The following is a 20,410-nucleotide window of genomic DNA, read 5'->3' on the forward strand; positions in this document are numbered from 1 at the left end:
CGGCGTTATTTGCCCGGTGTCAGGGTCACCCGCTTGGTGCCGTACACCTTGTCAAGGTTCTGCGGCTGCATCGGCAAGCTCATGTATTGCCCCTTGAGCCAAGGATCGATGCTGTTCAGGTAGTTCGGGCTGGCCGGGTTGCCGGACTGGCCGGTGGCGAGCTGCGCCATCAGCGGCTCGGCCTGGCCGAAGTCGACGATAAAGCGCATGGCCGGTGCCAGCGTCGTGTTGAAATCCCGGCCCCAGGCGAATGCTGCCGTGTTGAGCGTGGTGTGATCGCCGCCGGCTGGCAACGGTCCGCGCACGGTCTGGCCGCTGCTGCTCTTCCATTCGTAGCGGTGCAATTTGCCCCACTGCCAGGCTTTGTGATCGCCGCCCAACTGGCTGTCGCCGGTGCTGATCGCCGCGGCCAGGCTGCGGGCGAGGATCGCCGGTTTGTCTTCTTTCTGCGGGGTGTGCATGTCATCCCAGAACGGACTGTCTTCACGCCCGAGCAGGTGATCGGCCTGCGCGGCGTAGGACAACTGGCCGTTGGCGATAAAGGCTTTCCACGCCGGGCTGCTTTCCGGCCCCAGTTCGTCGAGGAAAATCTGCCGGGTGCTTTCTTGCAGGAACAGTTCGTAGATGGCGGCGTCGGCAGAGGTCGGGCTGAGTTTGCCGTCGAAGGCCATCAAGCGTGCGAGCGCCTCGCGTGCCTTGCCGCGTTCGGCAATCGGCAGCGCCTCAATAGCCTGCTTGAGCGGCTGAGCCATGCCCGGTGCTTCAAACATTTTCTTCAGTTTGGCGGCGAAGGTGGTGGTCTGGTCGTACTGCATGGCGATCAGGCTGCGGGTGTCATGTTTTCCCGCCCCGGCCAGTTCCGCCAGGCGCTCGCCGCGCTCCGGCGCCGCCCAGGAGTTGGACAGTTGCATGCCATAGCCATGGGGAATGACCCGCTGGTTGGCGGTGCCGAGCCAGCCCTGTGCCGGGTCCTGATCGTAGGGGTGCAGCATTGGGTCGGCGTATCCGTCCCAATCGTAGCGACCTTCCCAACCGGGCGATGGCAGCAGCCCTTCGCCTTCGCGGCGGTTCGGGTAGCGGCCGGTGACCTGCCAGCCGATGTTGCTGGCATCGGCAAACACCAGGTTCAAGGCGATGGCCCGGATCTCGCGGCTGGCGTCCGAGGCCCTCTCGACGTTCTGCGCACGGGACAGGTCGAAAAACGCATCCAGGGTTTTGTCGTCGGTGAAGTTCGGCGTTTGCAAGGCCAGGCCGAAACCGCTGCCCTGGGCCAGGCTTTGGGCGCTGTTGAGCAATGGGCCGTGGCGGGTTTCGTACACCGCTTCGCGAATCGGCCGCTGGCCTTTGACGAAATAGGTTTCGTTGCGCACGATCGCCGGCGTCCATTTACCGTTGGAATCGTAGGTCAGGCCATTACCCTGGCGTTTGATTTTTTCCAGGAACAGGTCCTGGTTGTCGCCCATGACCGTGGTTGTGCTCCAGGCCACTTTGCCGTTGAAGCCACCCAAGACCATCGGCAGACCGGCGATGGTTACGCCGGACGCCTGATATTTCGTCGTGCGAATTTGTACATAGGTGAACAGCGACGGCACGCCCATTGGCCCATGGCTGTCACTGGCCAGCAGGCTTTTGCCGCTGCGGCTGCGTTGCGGGGCGATGGCCCAGTTGTTCGACGACGTGGCGCCCAACAGATTCAGGTCAGACAGCTGCGCCGTGGCTTTGCTGATCTCCGCCAGCCCCGGCACTTGCCCGTTGAGCTTGATGCCTTGCAGCTTTTCGCTTTCGGCCAACGGTAGTTTTTCGTCGGGGGCGGAAGGGGTCAGCCACGGGAGTTTGTCGGTGGTGACGGTCTGGGCCAGCACCAGCGAGGAAATTTCTTCGGGCAGGTTGGCCGATTGGCTGAAGTTCAACAGGCAGAAAATCAGCGCCGAATCTTCCGGTTGCCAGTATTCAGGCTTGTAACCGCTGGCGGCGAGGTCCGCCGGCAGTTTGTCGCGGTAGCGGAACAGGTAGGCGTTGACCCCGCGGGCATAGACTTCGAAGAATCGCTTGAGGCGGGGCGAAGACGCCTTGTACAGCTCGCCGGCGCTTTTCTTCAGATTGACTGCGCGCATGTACCGGTCGGCATCCAGCAGGTCCGAACCGTGCATCTCGGCCAGACGCCCCTGAGCCAGCAAACGCAGGGTAACCATTTGCGTTATACGGTCGCTGGCGTGCACGTAGCCGAGGGTGAACAGCGCGTCGTGAAAGGTGCTGCTTTCGATCAACGGCATGCCCATGGCATTGCGGCGCACCGAAACGTTCTGCGCCAGCCCCTTGAGCGGCTGTACGCCGGAGGTGGGAGGCAGGGTGTCCTGGGCATTGAAGCTCTGACAACCGGTCAGGCTCAAAACCCCCGCCACTGCTGCGGCAACGCCGAACCGGGGTAGAAAATGTGTAAGGGCTGGCGAGGCCATGGCAAAGCTCCTGCGGGGGTAGGGTGCAAATAAAGGCGCTACGTTAGTGAGCGGCAGGGGGCCGCGCAAGCGGGGGGCAAAGTTATTTCAGGATTTGTCCGATAAACCAAAAAGATCGCAGCCTTCGGCAGCTCCTACATTGATTGGCGGACATCTTGTAGGCGCTGTCGAAGGCTGCGATCTTTTCAGCTTTCAAACAAGGTGACGGAGAAACGCTGGCATGGAGCTCAAGACAAACGCAGCACTGATCATCATCGATCAACAGAAAGGCATCCTGCATCCCAGGCTCGGTCGCAGGAATAATCCTCAGGCCGAGGAGCGCATGCTGGCGTTGCTGGGTCATTGGCGCCGCAGCGGGCGGCCGATCGTTCACGTACAGCACTTGTCGCGCTCGGAAGACTCGGTGTTCTGGCCGCAGCAATCAGGGGTGGAGTTTCAGGAGCGGTTTGAACCATTGCCTGGCGAGCAATTGATTCAGAAGCAGGTGCCGGATGCGTTTTGTTCGACAGCGTTGGAGGCACGTTTGCGCGGGGCGGGAATCGAGCAGTTGATCATCGTCGGTGTGGCGACCCACAACTCGGTGGAGTCCACCGCACGAACGGCGGGCAACCTGGGGTTCGATACGTGGGTGGTGGAGGATGCGTGCTTTACCTTCGACAAGGCTGATTTCTTTGGAAATGCCCGTTCAGCCGAGGAGGTGCATGGGATGTCGTTGGGGAATTTGCATGGGGAGTATGCGACGGTGGTCAGCACTGCGCAGATTCTGAATTGATAGTGACTTTGAGGGCCTCTTCGCGAGCAGGCTCGCTTCCACATTGGTGTTGTGTACGACACAAGGTCAAATGTGGGAGCGAGCCTGCTCGCGAAGGCGATTCAACAGGCGAAGCAGATCTTCACCCGAAGCATCAAGCGCCGTGGCACTTCTTGAATTTCTTGCCGTTGCCGCATGGGCAAGGGTCGTTGCGGCCGACGTCTTTCAAGGCGTTGCGCACCGGTTCCTGGTGGGCATGGCCGCAGTTCGGGCCGTGGACATGGCCATGGTCGTGATCATGGTGGTCATGATCGTGGTTGCAGTCAGGGCCATGGACATGGGGTTGCTGGGTCATCGGGGTTACTCCGGAATTAGATCGGCGGGGATTATTACGCCATTACGCGCCAGGTGCACGTAGTGGGCGATGAATAAACCGGTTTCCATCTCGCCTTCCAGTCGATAGGGAATGGACTGCCCAGGGTTTTTCAGTTGTTTGACCAGGTCTTTGACCTTCGGCCACAGGTTGGTGCGGATCGGCACCTTATAGAAACGGCTGGTCTTGGGGCCGACGGTGATCCAGTGTTCATGCTCGCCTTCGGCCAGCAGGACATTGCCCAGGTGAATGCGGTATTCCAGACCTCGCACGGTCAGGTCGCTGTCCCTACGGTTGTCAATGCGAAAGTGCAGCATGAACCGCTGTTCCATCAGCTTGGCACGCACCACTTCCACCCTGACCAGGTGCACCTCGGGGTCCGGTTCATCCGTGTCGAACCAGGACGCGCAGCCACCAAGCGCCAGAAACAGGAGTGGAGTGAGCAGGTAAAGTACGAATCGCTGGGTGATCATCGTCGTGGTTCTCCCTTGAACCCCAGTCTAGCCGTTAAAAGATCGCAGCCTTCGACAGCGCCTACAGGTGTGCGTCGAGCCCATGCAGGCGCTGCCGAAGGCTGCGATCCTTTGACCCAGCGTCAACCGCCGAAATACCCCGAACAGCACTTCTTGAACTTCTGCCCACTGGCGCAAGGGCAGGCGTCGTTGCGCCCGATATCGAGTGGCACGGTTGGGTCGATGAAGAACCAGCGGCCGGCGCTCTGCACAAACGACGAGCGCTCACGGTGACTGTGCTCACCACTGCCGTCGTGCCAGCGTGCGGTGAAGGTGACAAAGGCGTGCTCCGGCTGGCCGCCGAGCACTTCGGAACTTTCCACCTCAAGGCCCAGCCAGGTGCTTTGAGCGCTCCAGTCACTGATCGACTGCCGATCGAGCCCGGCCTGCTGGGCGGGCAGGGTAGTGGCCACCAGGTAATCGATCAGGCCCAGCACGTAGGCGCTGTAGCGCGAACGCATCAAGGCTTCGGCGCAAGGGGCCGGGTGGCCGGCATGGAAATGACCGCAGCAGGCGTCCAGCAGGGTGCCGCTGCCGCAAGGGCAAATGGATGTACTCATTGCGTTACCACCAGTATTTCCCGAAGTTTTCCGGATTGGCCCAGAACCGCGAGTTGAGCCAGTCGGGCACCTGTTTGTAGTCAAGCAGATCATAGGTGAACAGGGTCAGTACCTGATCGTCGCGCTGGAAGCGTTCACTGGCTTGCAGGGCCAGGGAGAAAAAATCCGTCTCCTGCCAGCCGCTGGCCGGCAAATCGGCCAGTACCGCGATACGGCTGGCGTTGAGATTGCGGATGCCACCCAGCAAATTCAGGCCATCGCGCTTGGGCAGGTGTTCGAGACAATCGACCACCAGCGCCAGGTCAAACCGGCGCGCCGCCAATTCGGCAGGCAACGCCCCGGGTGCCGCGTGCGCCACGTCGCTGTCCGGGTGCGCGAGCTTGAAAGCTTCGAGCGCGGGGAATTCGCTGGCGCCAATCAGCAACAGGCGCGAAGGGGCGTAACGATCCAGCAAAGCGGCCAGCGCCTGTTGCGGTGTACGCGAAGAAATACCTGCAATCATTGAAGATCCTCACTCAGATCTGCCAAGACTAGCCTGCCCGCAAGTTCGAGCCTAGAGCGGGTTTGCCGTAAAAGTGACGATCTCCCGTGAACACGGGATAAAACAGCAATGGCCTATTGCTGGCGGAGATTAAAACTCGGGTCTTTACTCCCTGAATCGGTTCTAAGCCGATCCTTCAGGAGATAACTAGATGAGCATAGTTCGGACAGCATTACCCCTGGTACTGCTAACCAGTGTGTTGACTGGTTGCGCAGGCTTGCAGAAAACCGACTGGCCGACCTGTGCGGCGGTCGGTGGTGTCGTAGGTGCGGGTCTCGGTGCAACCGAGAGTTCGTCATGGGCAGGGTATGGTGCGCTACTGGTTGGCGGTACCGCGGCGGCCTATTGCTGGGTTCACGGTGATGGCGACGAAGACGGCGATGGCGTTCCGGATAGCCGCGACAAGTGTCCTGGCACGCCTAGAGGCGTGAGGGTCGATGCCGACGGTTGCCCACCACCGGCACCTGCTCCAGTGGTTGAAGAAGCCGTGGTGGTCAAGGAAGAAACCATCGTCATCCGCGATGTTCACTTCCAGTTCGACAAGGCGACACTCACGGCGTCTGATAAACAGGTACTCGATAAGATCGCCACGCGTTTGAAAGCGGAAGCCCCTACTGCCCGGTTGAGCGTTACCGGTCATACCGACAGCGTGGGCAGCGATACCTACAACCAGAAACTGTCGGATAAACGCGCTCACTCGGTGGTTGAATATCTCATTCAACAGGGCGTGCCACGCAGCAGCTTCGTTTCGGTCGTCGGCGCGGGTGAAAGCCAGCCGGTTGCCGATAACAAAACCGCTGACGGCCGCGCGATGAACCGTCGCACGGAAATCAAAATCAACCGCTAGATCCCTCGCATCCGCGGCTTGTGCAGTCGCGGATGCAGGTCTTTACTCCTGTGTAACCGGCATTGGCCGGTGACACAGGAGCTTTCAAAATGAGCAATCTCACACGGACCGTCTTGCCGGTTCTGCTGCTAGGCAGCCTGTTGACCGGTTGCGCTACTCACAGTGATGGCACTGCCCCCCTCAATCAACGTACCTGGCCGATCTGCAGCGTCATTGGCGGACTGGTCGGCGGAGGCCTGGGTGCTATCGAAAGTGGTGGCTGGGCGGCCGGTGGAGCGGCGCTTGGTATCTTGACCGGCGGTTTGATCTGTTACGCCCAGGACGGTGACGAAGACGGCGATGGCGTTTTCGACCGTCGCGATCGTTGCCCCGACACCCCGGCCAATACCCCTGTGGAACATCACGGTTGCCCGCTGCCGCAATACCCGGCCAGCGAGAAACCTGCGGAGCCCGCACAGCCTGAAGTCATCACGTTGAGCAATGACGTGTTTTTTGGCTTCAATCAATCCGACCTGACCCCGGCCGCGCAGAGTCAGCTCGATTCCATCATGGGCAAACTGCTGGATGCCAGCGTGGTGAGCATCAAGGTGGTCGGGCATACCGACAGCGTCGGGGCGGATGCCTACAATCAGGCGCTGTCGGAGCGACGGGCCAGCAGCGTTGCGCAGTACCTGTTGAGCCAGGGTGTAGCACCCGGCAAGCTCACCAGCGAAGGTAGAGGTGAAAGCCAGCCGGTGGCTGATAACGAAACAGAAGAAGGTCGTGCGAAAAACCGTCGCGTGGAGCTGCACATCAATCGCTGAGCCGCGAAATAGAGCCGTCGGGTGAAAAACGTATCACTGCGACGGCCGTTCGGCGGCCTTCATGAAGAATTTTCGTTTGCCCTCTGGCTTATCCCGCGTGGAAGCCGTTACTGTGCGCGCAAACAATAATTCTCATCGGGGGGCGTATGAAGGTGCTATGGGGGCTGGGCAAGCTGTTGACCCTGCTGTTCTGGTCGGTGGTGCTGGTCAATCTGCTCACGCCGTTCGTCTATCCGCTTTATCTGCTGGTCAACCTGGCCGGCGGCCTGTTGGTGGTTCTCCATCTTCTTGAAGCGCTGCTGAGTTTTCGCACCCTCCGGGGTCGCGCCCACCCTTGGCTCGATCGCCTGAAGATCGTGATTTTCGGCGTTTTCCACCTGCAAACCATTCCGGCTCCCACCGCACCGAAGGCTTCCCATGCGTAAACTCTGTCTGCTCGCCGCACTCATCAGCCCATTGGCCTTCGCTCAGGTGGTGAGTGTTGAAACCAACTCGCTGATGCGTCTGCCAAACACTGCCAGCACATTGCAGCTGGACCGCCTGGAAGTGGCTGATTACGGCACATTGCTGATTCCCTCGAACGTGACCGAAGTCACCGTCGCCGAACTGCGCCTGGGGCGTGATGCGCGGATCGCGATCGTACCCGGTGAACAGGCGCTGGAGCTGAAAATCAGCCGTGCCCAGTTGTCCGAGGGTAGCCAGATTACCGCTCGCGGTGCACCGGGCACTTATCAGAAGGCCGCCCGCTCCGGGCGCAATCTGAATCTTCAGATCAAGGCCCTGAACGCACCGCAATTGCTGGTGGACGCTCGCGGCGGTGCGGGGGCGCCGGGTTTTGTCGGCCTCGATGGGGCCAACGGCCAGGCACCGGGTTGCACCTGGGGCCAGGCGGGGCACGGTGCCGATGGCAGCGACGGCAGTGACGGCCAGCCAGGGGCACCGGGGGCCTTGGTCAAACTGGCAGTGCCGCGCGACTACCCGGCAGAACAGATCAAGGTCCAGGTGGCCGGCGGTGCCGGTGGCCTGGCCGGGCCTGGCGGCAAGCCGGGGGCGGGCGGTAAGGCCAAGGGCTGCATTATCTATAAAGCCGATGGCGGCAAGAGCGGTAAACCTGGCGCCGATGGGCAACCGGGGCCTGCTGGGGCAGCGGGTTCGGTGACGGTGCAGCGGTTGTAAGCATTATCTGAATTGTGTGGCGCCTGATCGAATGTCTTCGCGGGCAAGCCACGCTCCCACAGGTTTTGTGTCGTTCACGGCATTTGCGAACGACACAAAACCTGTGGGAGCGTGGCTTGCCCGCGAAGCTTTTAGAAGGTCGGCCGAACCGCAGCAACTACCACAACCACCAACCCCACCAGCAAATTAATCCCCACCACCCTGCGAATCCTCCCCAGCACCGCCGCTCCCACCGGCCAATCCTGCGCATCCACGGCTGTGCGCAATTCCGGCAGCATCAACGCTTGTATCCGGATGAACAGCGCCGTCATCACCACATACAACCCCATCATCACTTCCACATAACGCGGCGCGTTCTCAAAGCCGGTGAAGTGCAGATTCAGCATGCCTACACCGCTGACGGGCAAGAGCACCACTGCCACCCACACCCAGCGGAAAAAACCTTGAAACACTTCCAGCCACAGCTTCAGTCGAGCGGGGCCCTCCAATGCCTTCAAGGCCGCGGGGCGCAAGACCATCCAGGCGAAAAACATGCCGCCCACCCATACGAGCGCGGCGAGGACATGCAGGCTATAAACAAGACTGAAAGCGGTCATTGAGGTACTCCGTTCTGCGCGGGATTCATTAGCGGGGTATGATAGCGACCCATCCGAACTACTGAAAATTTATCCAGCGTTTTTTGCGCCCGACAATCCATGATCAGCACTGAACTCAAAACCACGATCCAGGGCGCCTACTCGCGTTTTCTCGAAGCCAAGAGCCTCAAGCCGCGCTACGGCCAACGCCTGATGATCGCCGAAGTCGCCAAGGTCCTCGGTGATATCGACACCGACGATGAAGGCCGGCGCAGTGGCGAGCCCGCGATTGTCGCGGTAGAGGCGGGCACCGGTACCGGCAAGACCGTGGCCTACAGCCTGGCGGCCATCCCCACCGCCAAGGCTGCCGGCAAGCGCCTGGTGATCGCCACGGCCACCGTCGCCCTGCAAGAGCAGATCGTCTACAAGGATCTGCCCGACCTAATGCGCAACAGCGGGCTGAATTTCAGTTTCGCCCTGGCCAAGGGGCGTGGGCGCTACATGTGCCTGTCCAAGCTCGACATGCTGCTTCAGGAAGGCCACGCACAAACCGCTACGGCGCAGCTGTTCGAAGAAGAAGGTTTCAAGATCGAGGTCGACGAGGCCAGTCAGAAGCTGTTTACCAGCATGATCGAGAAACTCGCCGGCAATAAATGGGACGGCGACCGCGACAGTTGGTCCACTGCCCTGGAGGACGCTGACTGGGCGCGCCTGACCACCGATCACAGCCAGTGCACCAACCGCCATTGCCCGAACTTCGGTCAGTGCGCCTTCTACAAGGCCCGCGAGGGCATGGGCAAGGTCGACGTGATTGTCACCAACCATGACATGGTCCTGGCCGACCTGGCCCTGGGCGGCGGTGCGGTGCTGCCGGATCCGCGCGACACCATCTATGTGTTCGACGAAGGCCATCACCTGCCGGACAAGGCCATTGGCCACTTCGCCCATTACACGCGCCTGCGTTCCACCGCCGACTGGCTGGAAACCACCGCCAAGAACCTCACCAAGCTGCTGGCCCAGCACCCGCTGCCAGGGGATCTGGGCAAGCTGATCGAGCAGGTGCCGGAGCTGGCGCGGGAGATCAAGACCCAGCAGCAGTTCATGTTCACCGCTTGCGAGCAGATCGCCGATTTCAAGCCCGGCGAAGACGTCGAGGGACGGGAACGCCCACGTCATCGTTTCGTCGGCGGCGTGATCCCCGAGCACATGCGCGAAATGGGCATCGAACTGAAGAAAGGCTTTGCCCGCCTGACCGACCTGTTCACCCGGCTCACCGACCTGCTCAAGGAAGGCATGGACGGCGAGGTCAACATCGGCATCGCCAGCAACCAGGCCGAAGAGTGGTATCCGTTGTTCGGCAGCCTGTTGTCCCGCTCTTCGGGCAACTGGGAGTTGTGGACCGCCTTCACCGTCGAAGACCCGGAAGACAACCCGCCCATGGCGCGCTGGCTGACCCTGGCCGAAAGCGGCTCGCTGTTCGACATCGAGGTCAATGCCAGCCCGATCCTCGCGGCGGAAATGCTGCGACGCAACCTGTGGAATGTTGCGTATGGCTGCCTGGTGACTTCGGCGACATTGACCGCCCTAGGCACCTTCGACCGCTTCCGCATGCGTGCCGGCCTGCCGAAAAAAGCAGTGACCGCCGTGGTGCCGAGCCCCTTCCATCACGCCGACGCCGGTGTGTTGCGGGTGCCGAACCTCAATGCCGACCCCCGGGATGCGGCAGCGCACACGGCGGCGATCATCCGCGATCTGCCGGAACTGGTCGAAGGCTCGCGGGGCACGCTGGTGCTGTTCTCTTCGCGCAAACAAATGCAGGACGTGTTCGACGGCCTCGACCGCGACTGGCGCAAGCAGGTGTTCATTCAAGGCAATCTGTCGAAACAGGAAACCCTGAACAAGCACAAGGCGCGTGTCGATGGCGGCGATTCGAGCGTGTTGTTCGGCCTGGCGAGTTTTGCCGAAGGGGTCGACTTGCCTGGTGCGTATTGCGAGCACGTGGTGATCGCCAAGATCCCGTTCTCGGTGCCCGATGATCCGGTCGAAGCGGCGCTGGCCGAGTGGATCGAGGCTCGCGGAGGCAATCCGTTCATGGAAATCTCCGTGCCGGACGCCTCGCTGAAGCTGGTCCAGGCCTGTGGTCGCTTGCTGCGTACCGAAGAGGACCGTGGCACCATCACCTTGCTCGACCGACGCCTGGTGACCCAGCGCTATGGCAAGGCGATCCTCAATGCGTTGCCTCCCTTCCGCCGAGAAATTTCCTGATACACCGGTGGGCAAATCTGCCCACCGCGTTGTCTATCTCTCTGCCATCGCTTTTCCACTGGCCCATTGAGGTCGTTAGGGAGAATTTCGTTCTCATGATTCGCCGTTCGCTGCGCCGTTCGTTACCTGCCGTTTTCGCCCTGTTGTCCGCAACGCCCTTGCTGGCTGCCCCCGCAGCCCAGCAGACGCTGTTCAACTTTGTGCGCCCCGCCGACGTGGTCCAGGTGGCGACACAAGATGCCAGCCTGCCGCAATCCAATGCCGAGCAAACCCCGGAAGGCGAAGTGCTGCGTCGGGTGACGTTCAACCCGGTCGCCCGGCCGACGCTGCGCCTGAGCCCGCAGACCGGGGTCTGGGACTGGTCGCAATCGGGTGTCATGAGCCTGCGGATCCAGAGTGCCATGAACTGGGCCGTGACCTTGTACGTGACCCTCCAGAGCAACGATGGCAAGACACTGGTCAGTCGTGTCGACCTGCCGGCCGGCCCCGCGCAAACCCTGCTGGTGCCGTTGCAACCGACTTCGCCGCTGAGCCAGGGGATGAAGGCCGGGCCACCAATGCCGATGACGGTCGATGGCCAACGCATCCTGCTGGCCAGCAGTGCCGGTGAGCTGGACCGCAGCCAGGTTGTGTCGGTCAGCGTGTGGATGGATCAGCCGAAGGCCGCCCAGAGCATTTTGCTGGAGCGATTCGGCGTGCAGGACGGCGAAGCCGTGACCCACGCCGTTTACGGCGGGTTGGTGGATGCGTACGGGCAATCGGCCCGGGCCAAATGGCCGGAAAAAGTCAGCAGTGATGAACAGCTGAAAGGCGCGGCCGCCAAGGAACAGCAACAGCTCAAAGCCTGGCTGGCCGAGCGCGAGAAGTCGTCGCTGGACAAGTTCGGTGGCTGGACGCAAGGCCCGGCGTTCAAGGCCAGTGGTTTTTTCCGTACGGAAAAACGCGATGGCCGTTGGTATCTGGTCACACCGCAAGGGCACCCGTTCTATTCGCTGGGGATCAACACGGTCGCTGCGGACGTCAATCAGACCTATACCGCCGGACGCGAATGGATGTTCGAATCCCTGCCCAAGGCCGACGAGCCGCTGGCCAATCACTTCGGTGAAGGGGATAACCGGGGCGGCAACGGCGTCGATCTGGGACGGGGCTTCAATTTCGGTCGTTGGTACGACTTCTATGGCGCTAATCTGCAGCGTCTGTACGGTGACCCTTGTGCGCTGGGCAGCAATACAAAGGCCGGTGTTGCCGAGGCAGCCAAGGCTGACGCGGTACAGGCAACGGCAGAGAAGGCCGCCGAGCAACCGATCGTGCCTTCGACTGCCGAATCCGGCGTCGCCGAAGCGGCGAAGACCGGCGCGGTCGATGCGACGGTGGCGAAAGCGGCTGAGCAAACGCCGGCAGCACCCTGCAAGGCAACCTTCGATGAGCAACGCTGGGCCAGCCACACCCTCGACCGCCTGCAAGCGTGGGGCTTCAACACGGTCGGCAACTGGAGCGCCCCGGCACTGGGCGACGCCGAGCGCGTGCCGTACACCTTGCCGCTGTCGATCGTCGGCGATTACGCCAGCATCAGTACCGGCAACGACTGGTGGGGCGCCATGCCCGATCCGTTCGACCCGCGTTTCGCCATGGCCACCGAACGCGCCGTGGCCATCGCCGCCCGCGACCATCGCGACGATCCTTGGCTGATCGGTTATTTCGCCGACAACGAGCTGGCCTGGGCCGGCCCCGGCGACGATCCGAAAGCCCGCTATGCCCTGGCCTACGGCACGTTGAAAATGACCACCGACGTACCGGCCAAACGCGCGTTCCTCAAGCAGTTGCGTGACAAATACCGTAACCAGGCGGGTCTTTCCAAAGCCTGGGGTATCGATCTGCCTGCCTGGGAGTTGATGGAAGACCCCGGTTTCGTGCCGCCGCTGCCAAGCGCCGAACACCCGGAAATCGAAGCCGACTTCAAATACTTCCAGAAGGTCTTCGCCGACACCTACTTCAAAACCATTTCCGATTCGCTCAAGTGGCACGCGCCGAACCAATTGCTGCTCGGTGGCCGCTTTGCCGTCAGTACCCCGGAAGCCGTTGAGTCCTGCGCCCAGTATTGCGATGTGTTGAGCTTCAACATGTACACCTTGCAACCCCAGGACGGTTATGACTTCGCCCAATTGCGCAGCCTCGATAAACCGGTGCTGATCACCGAGTTCAATTTCGGCTCGACCGATCGCGGTCCGTTCTGGGGCGGCGTGACGCAACTGCCGAAGGAAGAAGACCGTGGCCCGGCCTATGCGAACTTCCTCAAACAGGCGCTGAGCGAACCGTCGATCGTCGGCGTGCACTGGTTCCAATACCTCGATCAACCGGTGACCGGACGCCTGCAGGATGGCGAAAACGGCCACTTCGGTCTGGTGGGCATAACCGATCTGCCATTCCAGGGCTTTGTCGACAGCGTGCGCAAGAGCAACCTGGCAGCCGTCGATCAGTTGAGCAAAGAGGCGCAGAAGGCGGGCGCTGAAACCAGTCACAACACCGAGGGCGGTCGCAAGGCCGAGGCCGGCAAAGGCCCGGGGAAAGGCACCGGAAATGCGGGTGGGCATTCCGGTAAAGGCCATTAAGAACTAATACCGCGTCATCGTTCTTCGCGAGCAGGCTCGCTCCCACAGGCTTTACGCCGAACCATTGTGGGAGCAACCTGGCAGCCGTCGATCAGTTGAGCAAAGAGGCGCAGAAGGCGGGTGCTGAAACCAGTCACAACACCGAGGGCGGTCGCAAGGCCGAGGCCGGCAAAGGCCCGGGGAAAGGCACCGGAAATGCGGGTGGGCATTCCGGTAAAGGCCATTAAGAACTAATACCGCGTCATCGTTCTTCGCGAGCAGGCTCGCTCCCACAGGCTTTACGCCGAACCATTGTGGGAGCGAGCCCGCTCGCGAAGGCGTCGGTACAGACACCCAAAAAAACTGATCATTTCCGAGGGCGATTTACCGCCCGGCCCGCCCCTGTTCCCAAAACCCTCAAGGGCTGGAACAATGCGGGCCACTTTGTCGAGCGTTTATCCGGGGAGTTGCGGGTGCAGATTCAGGGTCATTACGAGCTTAGATTCGAGGCTGTGCGTGAGGCGTTTGCGGCGCTGTTCGACGATCCTCAGGAGCGTGGCGCGGCGTTGTGCATCCGCATCGGCGGCGAAACCGTACTCGACTTGTGGTCCGGCACCGCCGACAAGGACGGCGCCGAGGCCTGGCATAGCGATACCATCGCCAACCTGTTCTCCTGCACCAAGACCTTCACCGCCGTCACCGCCCTGCAACTGGTGGCCGAAGGCAAGCTGCAATTGGATGCCCCGGTTGCCCGCTACTGGCCAGAGTTCGCCGCGGCCGGTAAAGAATCCGTGACCCTGCGCCAACTGCTCTGCCATCAGGCCGGTCTGCCGGCGTTGCGCGAGTTGCTGGCTCCCGAGGCGCTCTACGACTGGCAAACCATGGTCGACGCCCTGGCGGCCGAAGCCCCCTGGTGGACGCCGGGTGAAGGCCACGGCTATGCGGCAATTACCTATGGCTGGCTGATCGGCGAGTTGCTGCGGCGTGCCGACGGTCGCGGGCCGGGTGAATCCATCGTGGCCCGGGTGGCCAAGCCTTTGGGGCTGGATTTCCACGTCGGCCTGGCCGATGAAGAATTTTATCGTGTGGCGCACATCGCCCGCGGCAAGGGCAACGTCGGCGATGCCGCGGCTCAACGCTTGCTGCAAGTGACAATGCGCGAGCCGACCGCCATGACCACCCGCGCCTTCACCAACCCCCCATCGGTGCTGACCAGCACCAACAAACCGGAATGGCGGCGCATGCAGCAACCGGCGGCCAATGGCCACGGCAATGCCCGCAGCCTGGCCGGGTTTTACGCCGGTCTGCTCGATGGCAGCCTGCTGGAAGGGGAAATGCTCGACGAGCTGACCCGCGAGCACAGCCTGGGCGAGGACAAGACCTTGCTGACCCGGACCCGATTCGGTCTGGGCTGCATGCTCGATCAGCCGGATGTGCCCAATGCGACTTTCGGCCTTGGCCCGCGCGCATTCGGTCATCCGGGCGCAGGTGGCTCTATCGGTTTTGCTGACCCTGAGCACGATGTGGCTTTCGGTTTTGTGACAAATACACTGGGGCCGTACGTCTTGATGGATCCGCGCGCACAAAAGCTTGTGCGGGTACTGGCCACTTGTCTGTAAATCCCGCTTAAAGGTCCCAGGTCCGGAACCCGAAAGCCTTTTCAGTTTCAAATCATCTGTTTATGCAGGCCTGACCGGCCTGTTTATTTTTTGACTTCATTTTTGTGGATATCCCATGTCAACCAAACCAACCCTCGCCTTGGCACTGTGCTTCGCTATCACCGGTTGCGCGCAGAATCCGAAAAGTGATGCGGACGGCGGCAGCTGGTGGCCGTTCAGTTCCTCCGACAAAGTCGCGACCAAGGAGCCCGCTCCGGCACCTTTGAAGCCAGCGGCGACCGCTCCGGTGGCCAAGGCTGACGCCGAGAGCGGCGGCAAGTGGTGGTGGCCGTTCGGCGGCAAAGATCAACCCGCTGCCAAAGCTGTACCGATGCCGGACCCGAAAGTGACCCAGGCTTGGCTCGATGACTACGAACCACGTCTGCGCACGGCGATCAAGGACAGCAACCTGCAACTGGAACGCCGTGAAAACGTGCTGGTGGTGACGGCGCCCGTCGAAGGTTCGTTCAACCCGGATCGCCCGGCCATGCTGCTGCCGGTCACGCTCGGCCCGTTCACCCGCGTGGCGAAAATCCTCGAAGCCGACCCTAAAACTGCAGTGCTGGTGCTCGGCCATAGCGATACCTCGGGTTCCGCACCGGCCAACGTGAAGCTGAGTCAGGAGCGTGCACAAGCCGTGGCGGCGATCTTCCGTCTCAGCGGTCTGCAACGCGATCGCCTGATGCTGCGCGGTATGGGCGGTGAAGCCCCGCGTGCCGCCAACGACAGCGTTGAAGGGCGTGCATTGAATCGTCGCGTGGAACTGTTGGTGACCCCGCAAAACACCATGGTCGCATTGCTGAGCAAGTACAACATGCCGGCCCCGGCGCCTGTGCACATGGTCGCAGCCCAGGATGCCAAGCCGGTTGCCAAACCTGTGACCCCGGCACCAGCCGATGCGAAGAAAGCGGCAGCTCCGGTGGCGAAAAAAGCGCCGGCCAAGAAAGCGGCCAAGGCTCCAGCCAAGAAAACGCCGGCTAAAACCGCGACGCCAGCGAAAAAGACTGCACCGGCCAAAGCCGCTGTCGACACCAAAAAAGTCGCCGCCGATACTGTAAAGCAGTGATTCGTTAACCAAAAGGAATGCGTCATGACCAAGGCACTGGCCGATATGCGCCGCGATTACACCCGTGACGGCCTGACCGAGGCGCAAGCCCCGGCCGAACCGTTCGCGCTGTTCCACCAATGGTTCGCCGACGCGGTGAAAACCGAACAGGCACCCGTGGAAGCCAACGCCATGACCTTGGCCACTGTCGATCAGGACGGTCGACCGCATTGCCGCATCCTGCTGCTCAAGGGCCTGGATGCCCAGGGCTTTACCTTCTTCACCAACTACGACAGCGCCAAGGGGCAGCAACTGGCCGCGAATCCCTTCGCGGCCATGACCTTTTTCTGGCCGACCCTGGAACGCCAGGTGCGCATCGAAGGGAAGGTGGTGAGGGTAACGCCTGAAGAGTCTGACGCTTACTATCAGGTTCGCCCGCTGGGCAGTCGGATCGGTGCCTGGGCTTCACCGCAGAGCCGGGTGATTGCCGATCGCGCCGAGCTGGAAAGTCTGCTCAAGGATACCGAGCAACGTTTCAGCGATTCCCAGCCTCACTGCCCTGAACACTGGGGTGGTTATCGCCTGTTGCCGGAGCGCATCGAGTTCTGGCAAGGCCGTCCGAGCCGCCTGCATGATCGCCTTAACTATCGTTTGCAGGGTGCCGACTGGATTCTTGAGCGTCTGGCACCCTGAAACAGCCTACCGGTCGGGATAACCTGCCGCAGCGGCTTCCAGCCATTGCGGCAAATCTCGACGCTTGATCTTCTGCGCACGAGCGTTCGCCAGTTGCTGGAGCATGAACGCTTTTTTGCATTCATCGCCCCCGGCCAGCGCCAACGCTAGGTCTCGATCCATCCAGCGTCTGATCCGCACGTACAGCCATCCGTGAAAATACAGACCGGCAACAGTCGTGACGACAATGATAAAGTAATCCATGAAATTCCTGTGCCAGCAGCGCAAATTGCATGATTTGCCGCTACCGTGTGATGAATTCGTGAAGGGACCTGTACCCTGTACAAGCCCTGAATCAAAGCAATTTTATCCGGGCGACGCCGTGACAGGCGTCAAGCTGCGGAGTTTAATGATTACTTGTCCTTTGGAGTTGATGCTATGCGTAAGTCTGTTCTGCTGGTTGCTTCCTTTTCCACGATGGCGATGTTGCTCACCGGCTGCCAATCGAGCCTGACCGGTGACTCCTACTCCCGTGACGAAGCGCGTCGCGTGCAGACCGTTCGCATGGGCACCATCGAAGCATTGCGCCCAGTGAAAATCGAAGGCACCAAAACCCCAATCGGCGGCGCCGCGGGTGCTGTCGTCGGCGGTGTCGGCGGTAGCGCCATCGGTGGCGGTAAAGGCAGCATCGTCGCCGCGGTCATCGGCGCAGTCGCCGGCGGCCTGGTGGGCTCGGCGGCCGAAGAAGGCCTGACCCGTACCCAAGGTGTGGAAATTACCGTACGCGAAGACGACGGCAGCATGCGTGCCTACGTGCAACAAGTGCAGCCAAACGAAGTGTTCCGTGTGGGTGAGCGTGTGCGGATCTCCTCTGTTGATGGGACCAGCCGCGTTTCGCACTAAGCGGGAACACGGGTAAAAGAAAACCCCGATCAGGTGACTGGTCGGGTTTTTTTTCGCCTGTAGAAAAAGAGGGAGCCTTGGCTCCCTCTCTTCTGAACGATGGGCAAACTCGCTTGTGACTATGTGGCTTGAAGCGCGCTTTTGCGACTCGCCGCCGCCGTCACCGCATAACCGATCAGCGCCGCCAGTATCGAACCGGTCAGAATCCCCATCCGGTCCATCCCGGCGTATTCGCTGGCGCCCGGGACGAAGGCCAGGGAACCGACGAACAGGCTCATGGTGAACCCGATGCCGCAGAGAATCGCCACGCCCAGTACCTGACCCCAGTTGGCGCCTTGGGGCAGGGCGGCGATACCGGTTTTTACCGCCAGCCAGGTCAGGCCGAACACGCCGAGGGTCTTGCCCAGCAGCAGGCCGACTGCAATGCCCATCGGCACGTGATGGGTAAAGCTTTCGACGGTCACGCCGCTCAGGGACAGGCCGGCGTTGGCGAAGGCAAACAGCGGCAGAATGCCGTAGGCCACCCATGGATGGAGGGCGTGTTCCAGGGTTAGCAAGGGCGACGGTTCGGCGTTTTTCGTGCGCAGCGGAATGCAGAAAGCCAGGGTCACGCCCGCCAGCGTGGCGTGCACACCGCTCTTGAGTACGCAGACCCAGAGGATCAGGCCAATGATCATGTACGGCCCGAGCTTGACCACACCGAGCCGGTTCATGCCGATCAGCGCCGCGATGCAGGCCGCGGCCAGCACCAGGGAAAGGGTCGACAGCGCACCGGAATAGAAGATCGCGATGATGATGATCGCGCCGAGGTCGTCGATGATCGCCAGGGTCATCAGGAACAGCTTCAGCGACACGGGAACCCGTTTACCCAGCAGCGCCAGCACACCGAGCGCGAAGGCGATGTCGGTGGCGGTCGGGATCGCCCAGCCGCTCAGGGCCGGCGGGTTGTCACGGTTGAGGAACCAGTAGATCAGTGCCGGTACCACCATGCCACCAATGGCGGCGGCGCCGGGCAGGACGATTTGCGAAGGCTTGGACAGCTGTCCGTCGAGGACTTCGCGCTTCACTTCCAGGCCGATCAACAGAAAGAACAAGGCCATCAGACCGTCGTTGATCCACAGCAGCAGCGGCTTGGCGATCTTCAATGCACCGATCTGGGCCACCACGGGCGTGTCCAGCAGGCCGTTGTACAGCCACGACAACGAGGAATTATTGATGATCAAAGCCAGAATGGCCGCGGCGATCAATAACAGACCGCTGGCAGCTTCCAACTGAAAGAAACGCGTGAAAGTGCTACGCAGAGGCAAAGTCGCTCTCCATCGATGAGTTCAAAAAGGTGGGACACCCTAACCCGTACCCTTAGAAGTTAAAACAAAAGTTATATTCTTTTTTATTATATGTCGTTACAAGCCGCTTTCCACGAACGGACCTGAGCCTAGCAGTTGCCGGGCGTATTGGACCGTAGCTGTACCTGTGCGCGATGTAGGATTTTTCCTAAGCTTGTTGATTGAGCCAGACTCCTGCCCGATTCAACGAGATCATCAACTATGAGCGACAACCGACAGTGGGCCCGCGAAGCCATCCGGATCATCGAAGCCGACTTTCAGCGCAGCGCCGACACCCACCTGATCCCCTTGCCGCTGCCGGGTTTCCCGGGCATCGAGTTGTACTTCAAGGATGAATCCAGCCATCCCACCGGCAGCCTCAAGCACCGTTTGGCCCGTTCGTTGTTCCTGTATGCGTTGTGTAACGGCTGGCTCAAGCCCGGTGCGCCGGTGATCGAGGCCTCCAGCGGTTCGACGGCGATTTCCGAAGCGTATTTCGCCCGGTTGCTGGGCGTCCCGTTCATTGCGGTGGTGCCGGCCAGCACGTCCAAGGAAAAAATCGCACAGATTGCGTTCTACGGTGGCCAGACCCATCTCGTGGATGATCCGACGCAGATCTACGCCGAGTCCGAACGACTGGCACGAGAACATGATGGGCATTACATCGATCAGTTCACCTACGCCGAGCGCGCCACCGACTGGCGGGCGAACAACAACATTGCCGAATCGATCTTCCAGCAGATGCGTTTCGAAAAGTATCCGGAGCCGAGCTGGCTGATCTCCAGTCCAGGCACCGGCGGCACCACGGCCACCCTGGGGCGTTACGTGCGCTACCGCCAACATTGTACCCGCGTGCTGTGTGCCGATGCCGAGCGTTCGGTGTTCTTCGATTACTACCAGACCGGCAATGCCAGCCTGCGCCTGGATCACGGTTCGCGAATCGAAGGCATTGGCCGACCGCGGGTGGAAGCATCGTTCCTGCCGAAGGTGATCGACGCGATGGTCAAGGTGCCGGACGCGTTGTCGCTGGCGGCCATGCACTACCTGGCCGAGCGATTGGGGCGACATGTCGGCGGTTCGAGCGGAACCAACCTGATTGGCGCACTGATGGCGGCGCAGCAAATGGCGGCGGCGGGGGAGACGGGATCCATCGTGGCGATCCTGTGCGACAGCGGCGAGCGCTATGCCACGACGTATTACGATCAGAAATGGCTCAAGGCCGAGGGGTATGAGTTGAGCGGTTTGATGGCGGTGGTGGCAGCGAGTGTCGAGCAGGGCGTGGCGCTGCCGGCCAGTGTGTTGCGCGCCAATATCTAAGAACTTTCAGGCACTGAAGTCCCCGTGTGGGAGCGAGCCTGCT

20 protein-coding genes are annotated in these 20,410 nt (G+C 61.2%); 12 read left to right on the forward strand and 8 right to left on the reverse strand.

Annotated features, from left to right (window positions below; translation table 11 throughout):
- Positions 1-5 precede the first annotated feature (5 nt).
- Positions 6-2,456 carry a penicillin acylase family protein gene (locus BJ917_RS13605; protein WP_121103619.1) on the reverse strand — a complete coding sequence of 817 codons (2,451 nt, stop codon included), beginning with the start codon at positions 2,454-2,456 and terminating at the stop codon, positions 6-8.
- Between the two features lie 220 nt (positions 2,457-2,676).
- Here BJ917_RS13605 and BJ917_RS13610 point away from each other — a divergent pair, with 220 nt between their 5' ends.
- Positions 2,677-3,228 carry a cysteine hydrolase family protein gene (locus tag BJ917_RS13610; protein ID WP_121103620.1) on the forward strand — a complete coding sequence of 184 codons (552 nt, stop codon included), beginning with the start codon at positions 2,677-2,679 and terminating at the stop codon, positions 3,226-3,228.
- Between the two features lie 133 nt (positions 3,229-3,361).
- Here BJ917_RS13610 and BJ917_RS13615 read toward each other — a convergent pair whose 3' ends face one another.
- The 4 genes from BJ917_RS13615 to BJ917_RS13630 form a co-directional block, all read right to left on the reverse strand.
- The gene (locus BJ917_RS13615; RefSeq protein WP_034146774.1) at positions 3,362-3,562 is read right to left on the reverse strand and encodes an SEC-C metal-binding domain-containing protein; all 201 of its coding nucleotides are present in this window, start codon (positions 3,560-3,562) and stop codon (positions 3,362-3,364) included.
- 5 nt (positions 3,563-3,567) lie between these two features.
- Positions 3,568-4,053, reverse strand: coding sequence for an LEA type 2 family protein (locus BJ917_RS13620; protein WP_096513109.1), 486 nt, complete (start codon positions 4,051-4,053; stop codon positions 3,568-3,570).
- Positions 4,054-4,175: 122 nt separating this feature from the next.
- Positions 4,176-4,652, reverse strand: a complete 477-nt coding sequence (locus BJ917_RS13625) for a YchJ family protein (RefSeq protein ID WP_121103621.1) — start codon at positions 4,650-4,652, stop codon at positions 4,176-4,178.
- Positions 4,653-4,656: 4 nt separating this feature from the next.
- Positions 4,657-5,154 (reverse strand): DUF6231 family protein, encoded by a 498-nt coding sequence (locus BJ917_RS13630; protein WP_096513107.1) that lies wholly within the window; start codon positions 5,152-5,154, stop codon positions 4,657-4,659.
- 190 nt (positions 5,155-5,344) lie between these two features.
- Here BJ917_RS13630 and BJ917_RS13635 point away from each other — a divergent pair, with 190 nt between their 5' ends.
- The 4 genes from BJ917_RS13635 (at position 5,345) to BJ917_RS13650 (ending at position 8,019) form a co-directional block, all read left to right on the forward strand.
- On the forward strand, positions 5,345-6,040 hold the full coding sequence (locus BJ917_RS13635; RefSeq protein ID WP_096513106.1) for an OmpA family protein: 696 nt from the start codon (positions 5,345-5,347) through the stop codon (positions 6,038-6,040).
- Between the two features lie 89 nt (positions 6,041-6,129).
- Entirely contained in the window at positions 6,130-6,843 is a 714-nt protein-coding gene (locus tag BJ917_RS13640; RefSeq protein WP_096513105.1) for an OmpA family protein, read from the forward strand.
- Between the two features lie 146 nt (positions 6,844-6,989).
- Positions 6,990-7,268 carry a DUF1145 domain-containing protein gene (locus tag BJ917_RS13645; protein WP_096513104.1) on the forward strand — a complete coding sequence of 93 codons (279 nt, stop codon included), beginning with the start codon at positions 6,990-6,992 and terminating at the stop codon, positions 7,266-7,268.
- Complete coding sequence (locus BJ917_RS13650) at positions 7,261-8,019, forward strand: hypothetical protein (RefSeq protein WP_096513103.1); 759 nt, start codon at positions 7,261-7,263, stop codon at positions 8,017-8,019. The genes BJ917_RS13645 and BJ917_RS13650 overlap by 8 nt, the downstream gene beginning before the upstream one ends.
- A 131-nt stretch (positions 8,020-8,150) precedes the next feature.
- Here the strand turns inward: BJ917_RS13650 and BJ917_RS13655 are convergent, their stop codons facing one another.
- Entirely contained in the window at positions 8,151-8,615 is a 465-nt protein-coding gene (locus BJ917_RS13655; protein ID WP_096513102.1) for a CopD family protein, read from the reverse strand.
- A gap of 99 nt (positions 8,616-8,714) precedes the next feature.
- Between BJ917_RS13655 and dinG the strand changes: the two genes are divergently transcribed.
- From dinG to pdxH, 5 genes are all read left to right on the forward strand, one after another.
- The gene (gene dinG, locus BJ917_RS13660) at positions 8,715-10,859 is read left to right on the forward strand and encodes an ATP-dependent DNA helicase DinG (protein ID WP_096513101.1); all 2,145 of its coding nucleotides are present in this window, start codon (positions 8,715-8,717) and stop codon (positions 10,857-10,859) included.
- Positions 10,860-10,954: 95 nt separating this feature from the next.
- Entirely contained in the window at positions 10,955-13,468 is a 2,514-nt protein-coding gene (locus BJ917_RS13665; protein WP_121103622.1) for a beta-galactosidase, read from the forward strand.
- 452 nt (positions 13,469-13,920) lie between these two features.
- Positions 13,921-15,066, forward strand: a complete 1,146-nt coding sequence (locus tag BJ917_RS13670; RefSeq protein WP_096513099.1) for a serine hydrolase domain-containing protein — start codon at positions 13,921-13,923, stop codon at positions 15,064-15,066.
- Between the two features lie 115 nt (positions 15,067-15,181).
- Complete coding sequence (locus BJ917_RS13675; protein WP_096513098.1) at positions 15,182-16,171, forward strand: OmpA family protein; 990 nt, start codon at positions 15,182-15,184, stop codon at positions 16,169-16,171.
- Positions 16,172-16,195: 24 nt separating this feature from the next.
- Complete coding sequence (gene pdxH, locus BJ917_RS13680; protein ID WP_096513097.1) at positions 16,196-16,843, forward strand: pyridoxamine 5'-phosphate oxidase; 648 nt, start codon at positions 16,196-16,198, stop codon at positions 16,841-16,843.
- A gap of 6 nt (positions 16,844-16,849) precedes the next feature.
- On the opposite strand, the gene BJ917_RS13685 is transcribed toward pdxH, so the two are convergent.
- Positions 16,850-17,086, reverse strand: a complete 237-nt coding sequence (locus BJ917_RS13685) for a hypothetical protein (protein ID WP_121103623.1) — start codon at positions 17,084-17,086, stop codon at positions 16,850-16,852.
- A 174-nt stretch (positions 17,087-17,260) separates the two neighbouring features.
- On the opposite strand from BJ917_RS13685, the gene BJ917_RS13690 reads away from it, so the two are divergent.
- On the forward strand, positions 17,261-17,725 hold the full coding sequence (locus tag BJ917_RS13690) for a glycine zipper 2TM domain-containing protein (RefSeq protein ID WP_096513095.1): 465 nt from the start codon (positions 17,261-17,263) through the stop codon (positions 17,723-17,725).
- A 119-nt stretch (positions 17,726-17,844) separates the two neighbouring features.
- Here the strand turns inward: BJ917_RS13690 and nhaA are convergent, their stop codons facing one another.
- Positions 17,845-19,032 carry a Na+/H+ antiporter NhaA gene (gene nhaA / locus BJ917_RS13695; protein WP_096513094.1) on the reverse strand — a complete coding sequence of 396 codons (1,188 nt, stop codon included), beginning with the start codon at positions 19,030-19,032 and terminating at the stop codon, positions 17,845-17,847.
- Between the two features lie 240 nt (positions 19,033-19,272).
- Here nhaA and BJ917_RS13700 point away from each other — a divergent pair, with 240 nt between their 5' ends.
- Positions 19,273-20,367, forward strand: coding sequence for a PLP-dependent cysteine synthase family protein (locus tag BJ917_RS13700; RefSeq protein ID WP_096513093.1), 1,095 nt, complete (start codon positions 19,273-19,275; stop codon positions 20,365-20,367).
- Positions 20,368-20,410 lie beyond the last annotated feature (43 nt).

It is taken from the genome of Pseudomonas sp. WPR_5_2, assembly GCF_003634475.1.
GTDB classification, from domain to species: domain Bacteria; phylum Pseudomonadota; class Gammaproteobacteria; order Pseudomonadales; family Pseudomonadaceae; genus Aquipseudomonas; species Aquipseudomonas izuensis.

What these genes read in the sequence shown, in the direction of transcription:
- BJ917_RS13655 (WP_096513102.1), bottom strand. Translation starts at nt 8,615, where the DNA reads ATGACCGCTTTCAGTCTTGTTTATAGCCTGCATGTCCTCGCCGCGCTC.
- BJ917_RS13690 (WP_096513095.1), top strand. Translation starts at nt 17,261, where the DNA reads ATGCGTAAGTCTGTTCTGCTGGTTGCTTCCTTTTCCACGATGGCGATG.
- dinG (WP_096513101.1), top strand. Translation starts at nt 8,715, where the DNA reads ATGATCAGCACTGAACTCAAAACCACGATCCAGGGCGCCTACTCGCGT.
- BJ917_RS13625 (WP_121103621.1), bottom strand. Translation starts at nt 4,652, where the DNA reads ATGAGTACATCCATTTGCCCTTGCGGCAGCGGCACCCTGCTGGACGCC.
- BJ917_RS13650 (WP_096513103.1), top strand. Translation starts at nt 7,261, where the DNA reads ATGCGTAAACTCTGTCTGCTCGCCGCACTCATCAGCCCATTGGCCTTC.
- BJ917_RS13635 (WP_096513106.1), top strand. Translation starts at nt 5,345, where the DNA reads ATGAGCATAGTTCGGACAGCATTACCCCTGGTACTGCTAACCAGTGTG.
- BJ917_RS13665 (WP_121103622.1), top strand. Translation starts at nt 10,955, where the DNA reads ATGATTCGCCGTTCGCTGCGCCGTTCGTTACCTGCCGTTTTCGCCCTG.
- BJ917_RS13610 (WP_121103620.1), top strand. Translation starts at nt 2,677, where the DNA reads ATGGAGCTCAAGACAAACGCAGCACTGATCATCATCGATCAACAGAAA.
- BJ917_RS13630 (WP_096513107.1), bottom strand. Translation starts at nt 5,154, where the DNA reads ATGATTGCAGGTATTTCTTCGCGTACACCGCAACAGGCGCTGGCCGCT.
- BJ917_RS13640 (WP_096513105.1), top strand. Translation starts at nt 6,130, where the DNA reads ATGAGCAATCTCACACGGACCGTCTTGCCGGTTCTGCTGCTAGGCAGC.
- BJ917_RS13620 (WP_096513109.1), bottom strand. Translation starts at nt 4,053, where the DNA reads ATGATCACCCAGCGATTCGTACTTTACCTGCTCACTCCACTCCTGTTT.
- BJ917_RS13700 (WP_096513093.1), top strand. Translation starts at nt 19,273, where the DNA reads ATGAGCGACAACCGACAGTGGGCCCGCGAAGCCATCCGGATCATCGAA.
- BJ917_RS13675 (WP_096513098.1), top strand. Translation starts at nt 15,182, where the DNA reads ATGTCAACCAAACCAACCCTCGCCTTGGCACTGTGCTTCGCTATCACC.
- pdxH (WP_096513097.1), top strand. Translation starts at nt 16,196, where the DNA reads ATGACCAAGGCACTGGCCGATATGCGCCGCGATTACACCCGTGACGGC.
- BJ917_RS13615 (WP_034146774.1), bottom strand. Translation starts at nt 3,562, where the DNA reads ATGACCCAGCAACCCCATGTCCATGGCCCTGACTGCAACCACGATCAT.
- BJ917_RS13605 (WP_121103619.1), bottom strand. Translation starts at nt 2,456, where the DNA reads ATGGCCTCGCCAGCCCTTACACATTTTCTACCCCGGTTCGGCGTTGCC.
- BJ917_RS13685 (WP_121103623.1), bottom strand. Translation starts at nt 17,086, where the DNA reads ATGGATTACTTTATCATTGTCGTCACGACTGTTGCCGGTCTGTATTTT.
- BJ917_RS13645 (WP_096513104.1), top strand. Translation starts at nt 6,990, where the DNA reads ATGAAGGTGCTATGGGGGCTGGGCAAGCTGTTGACCCTGCTGTTCTGG.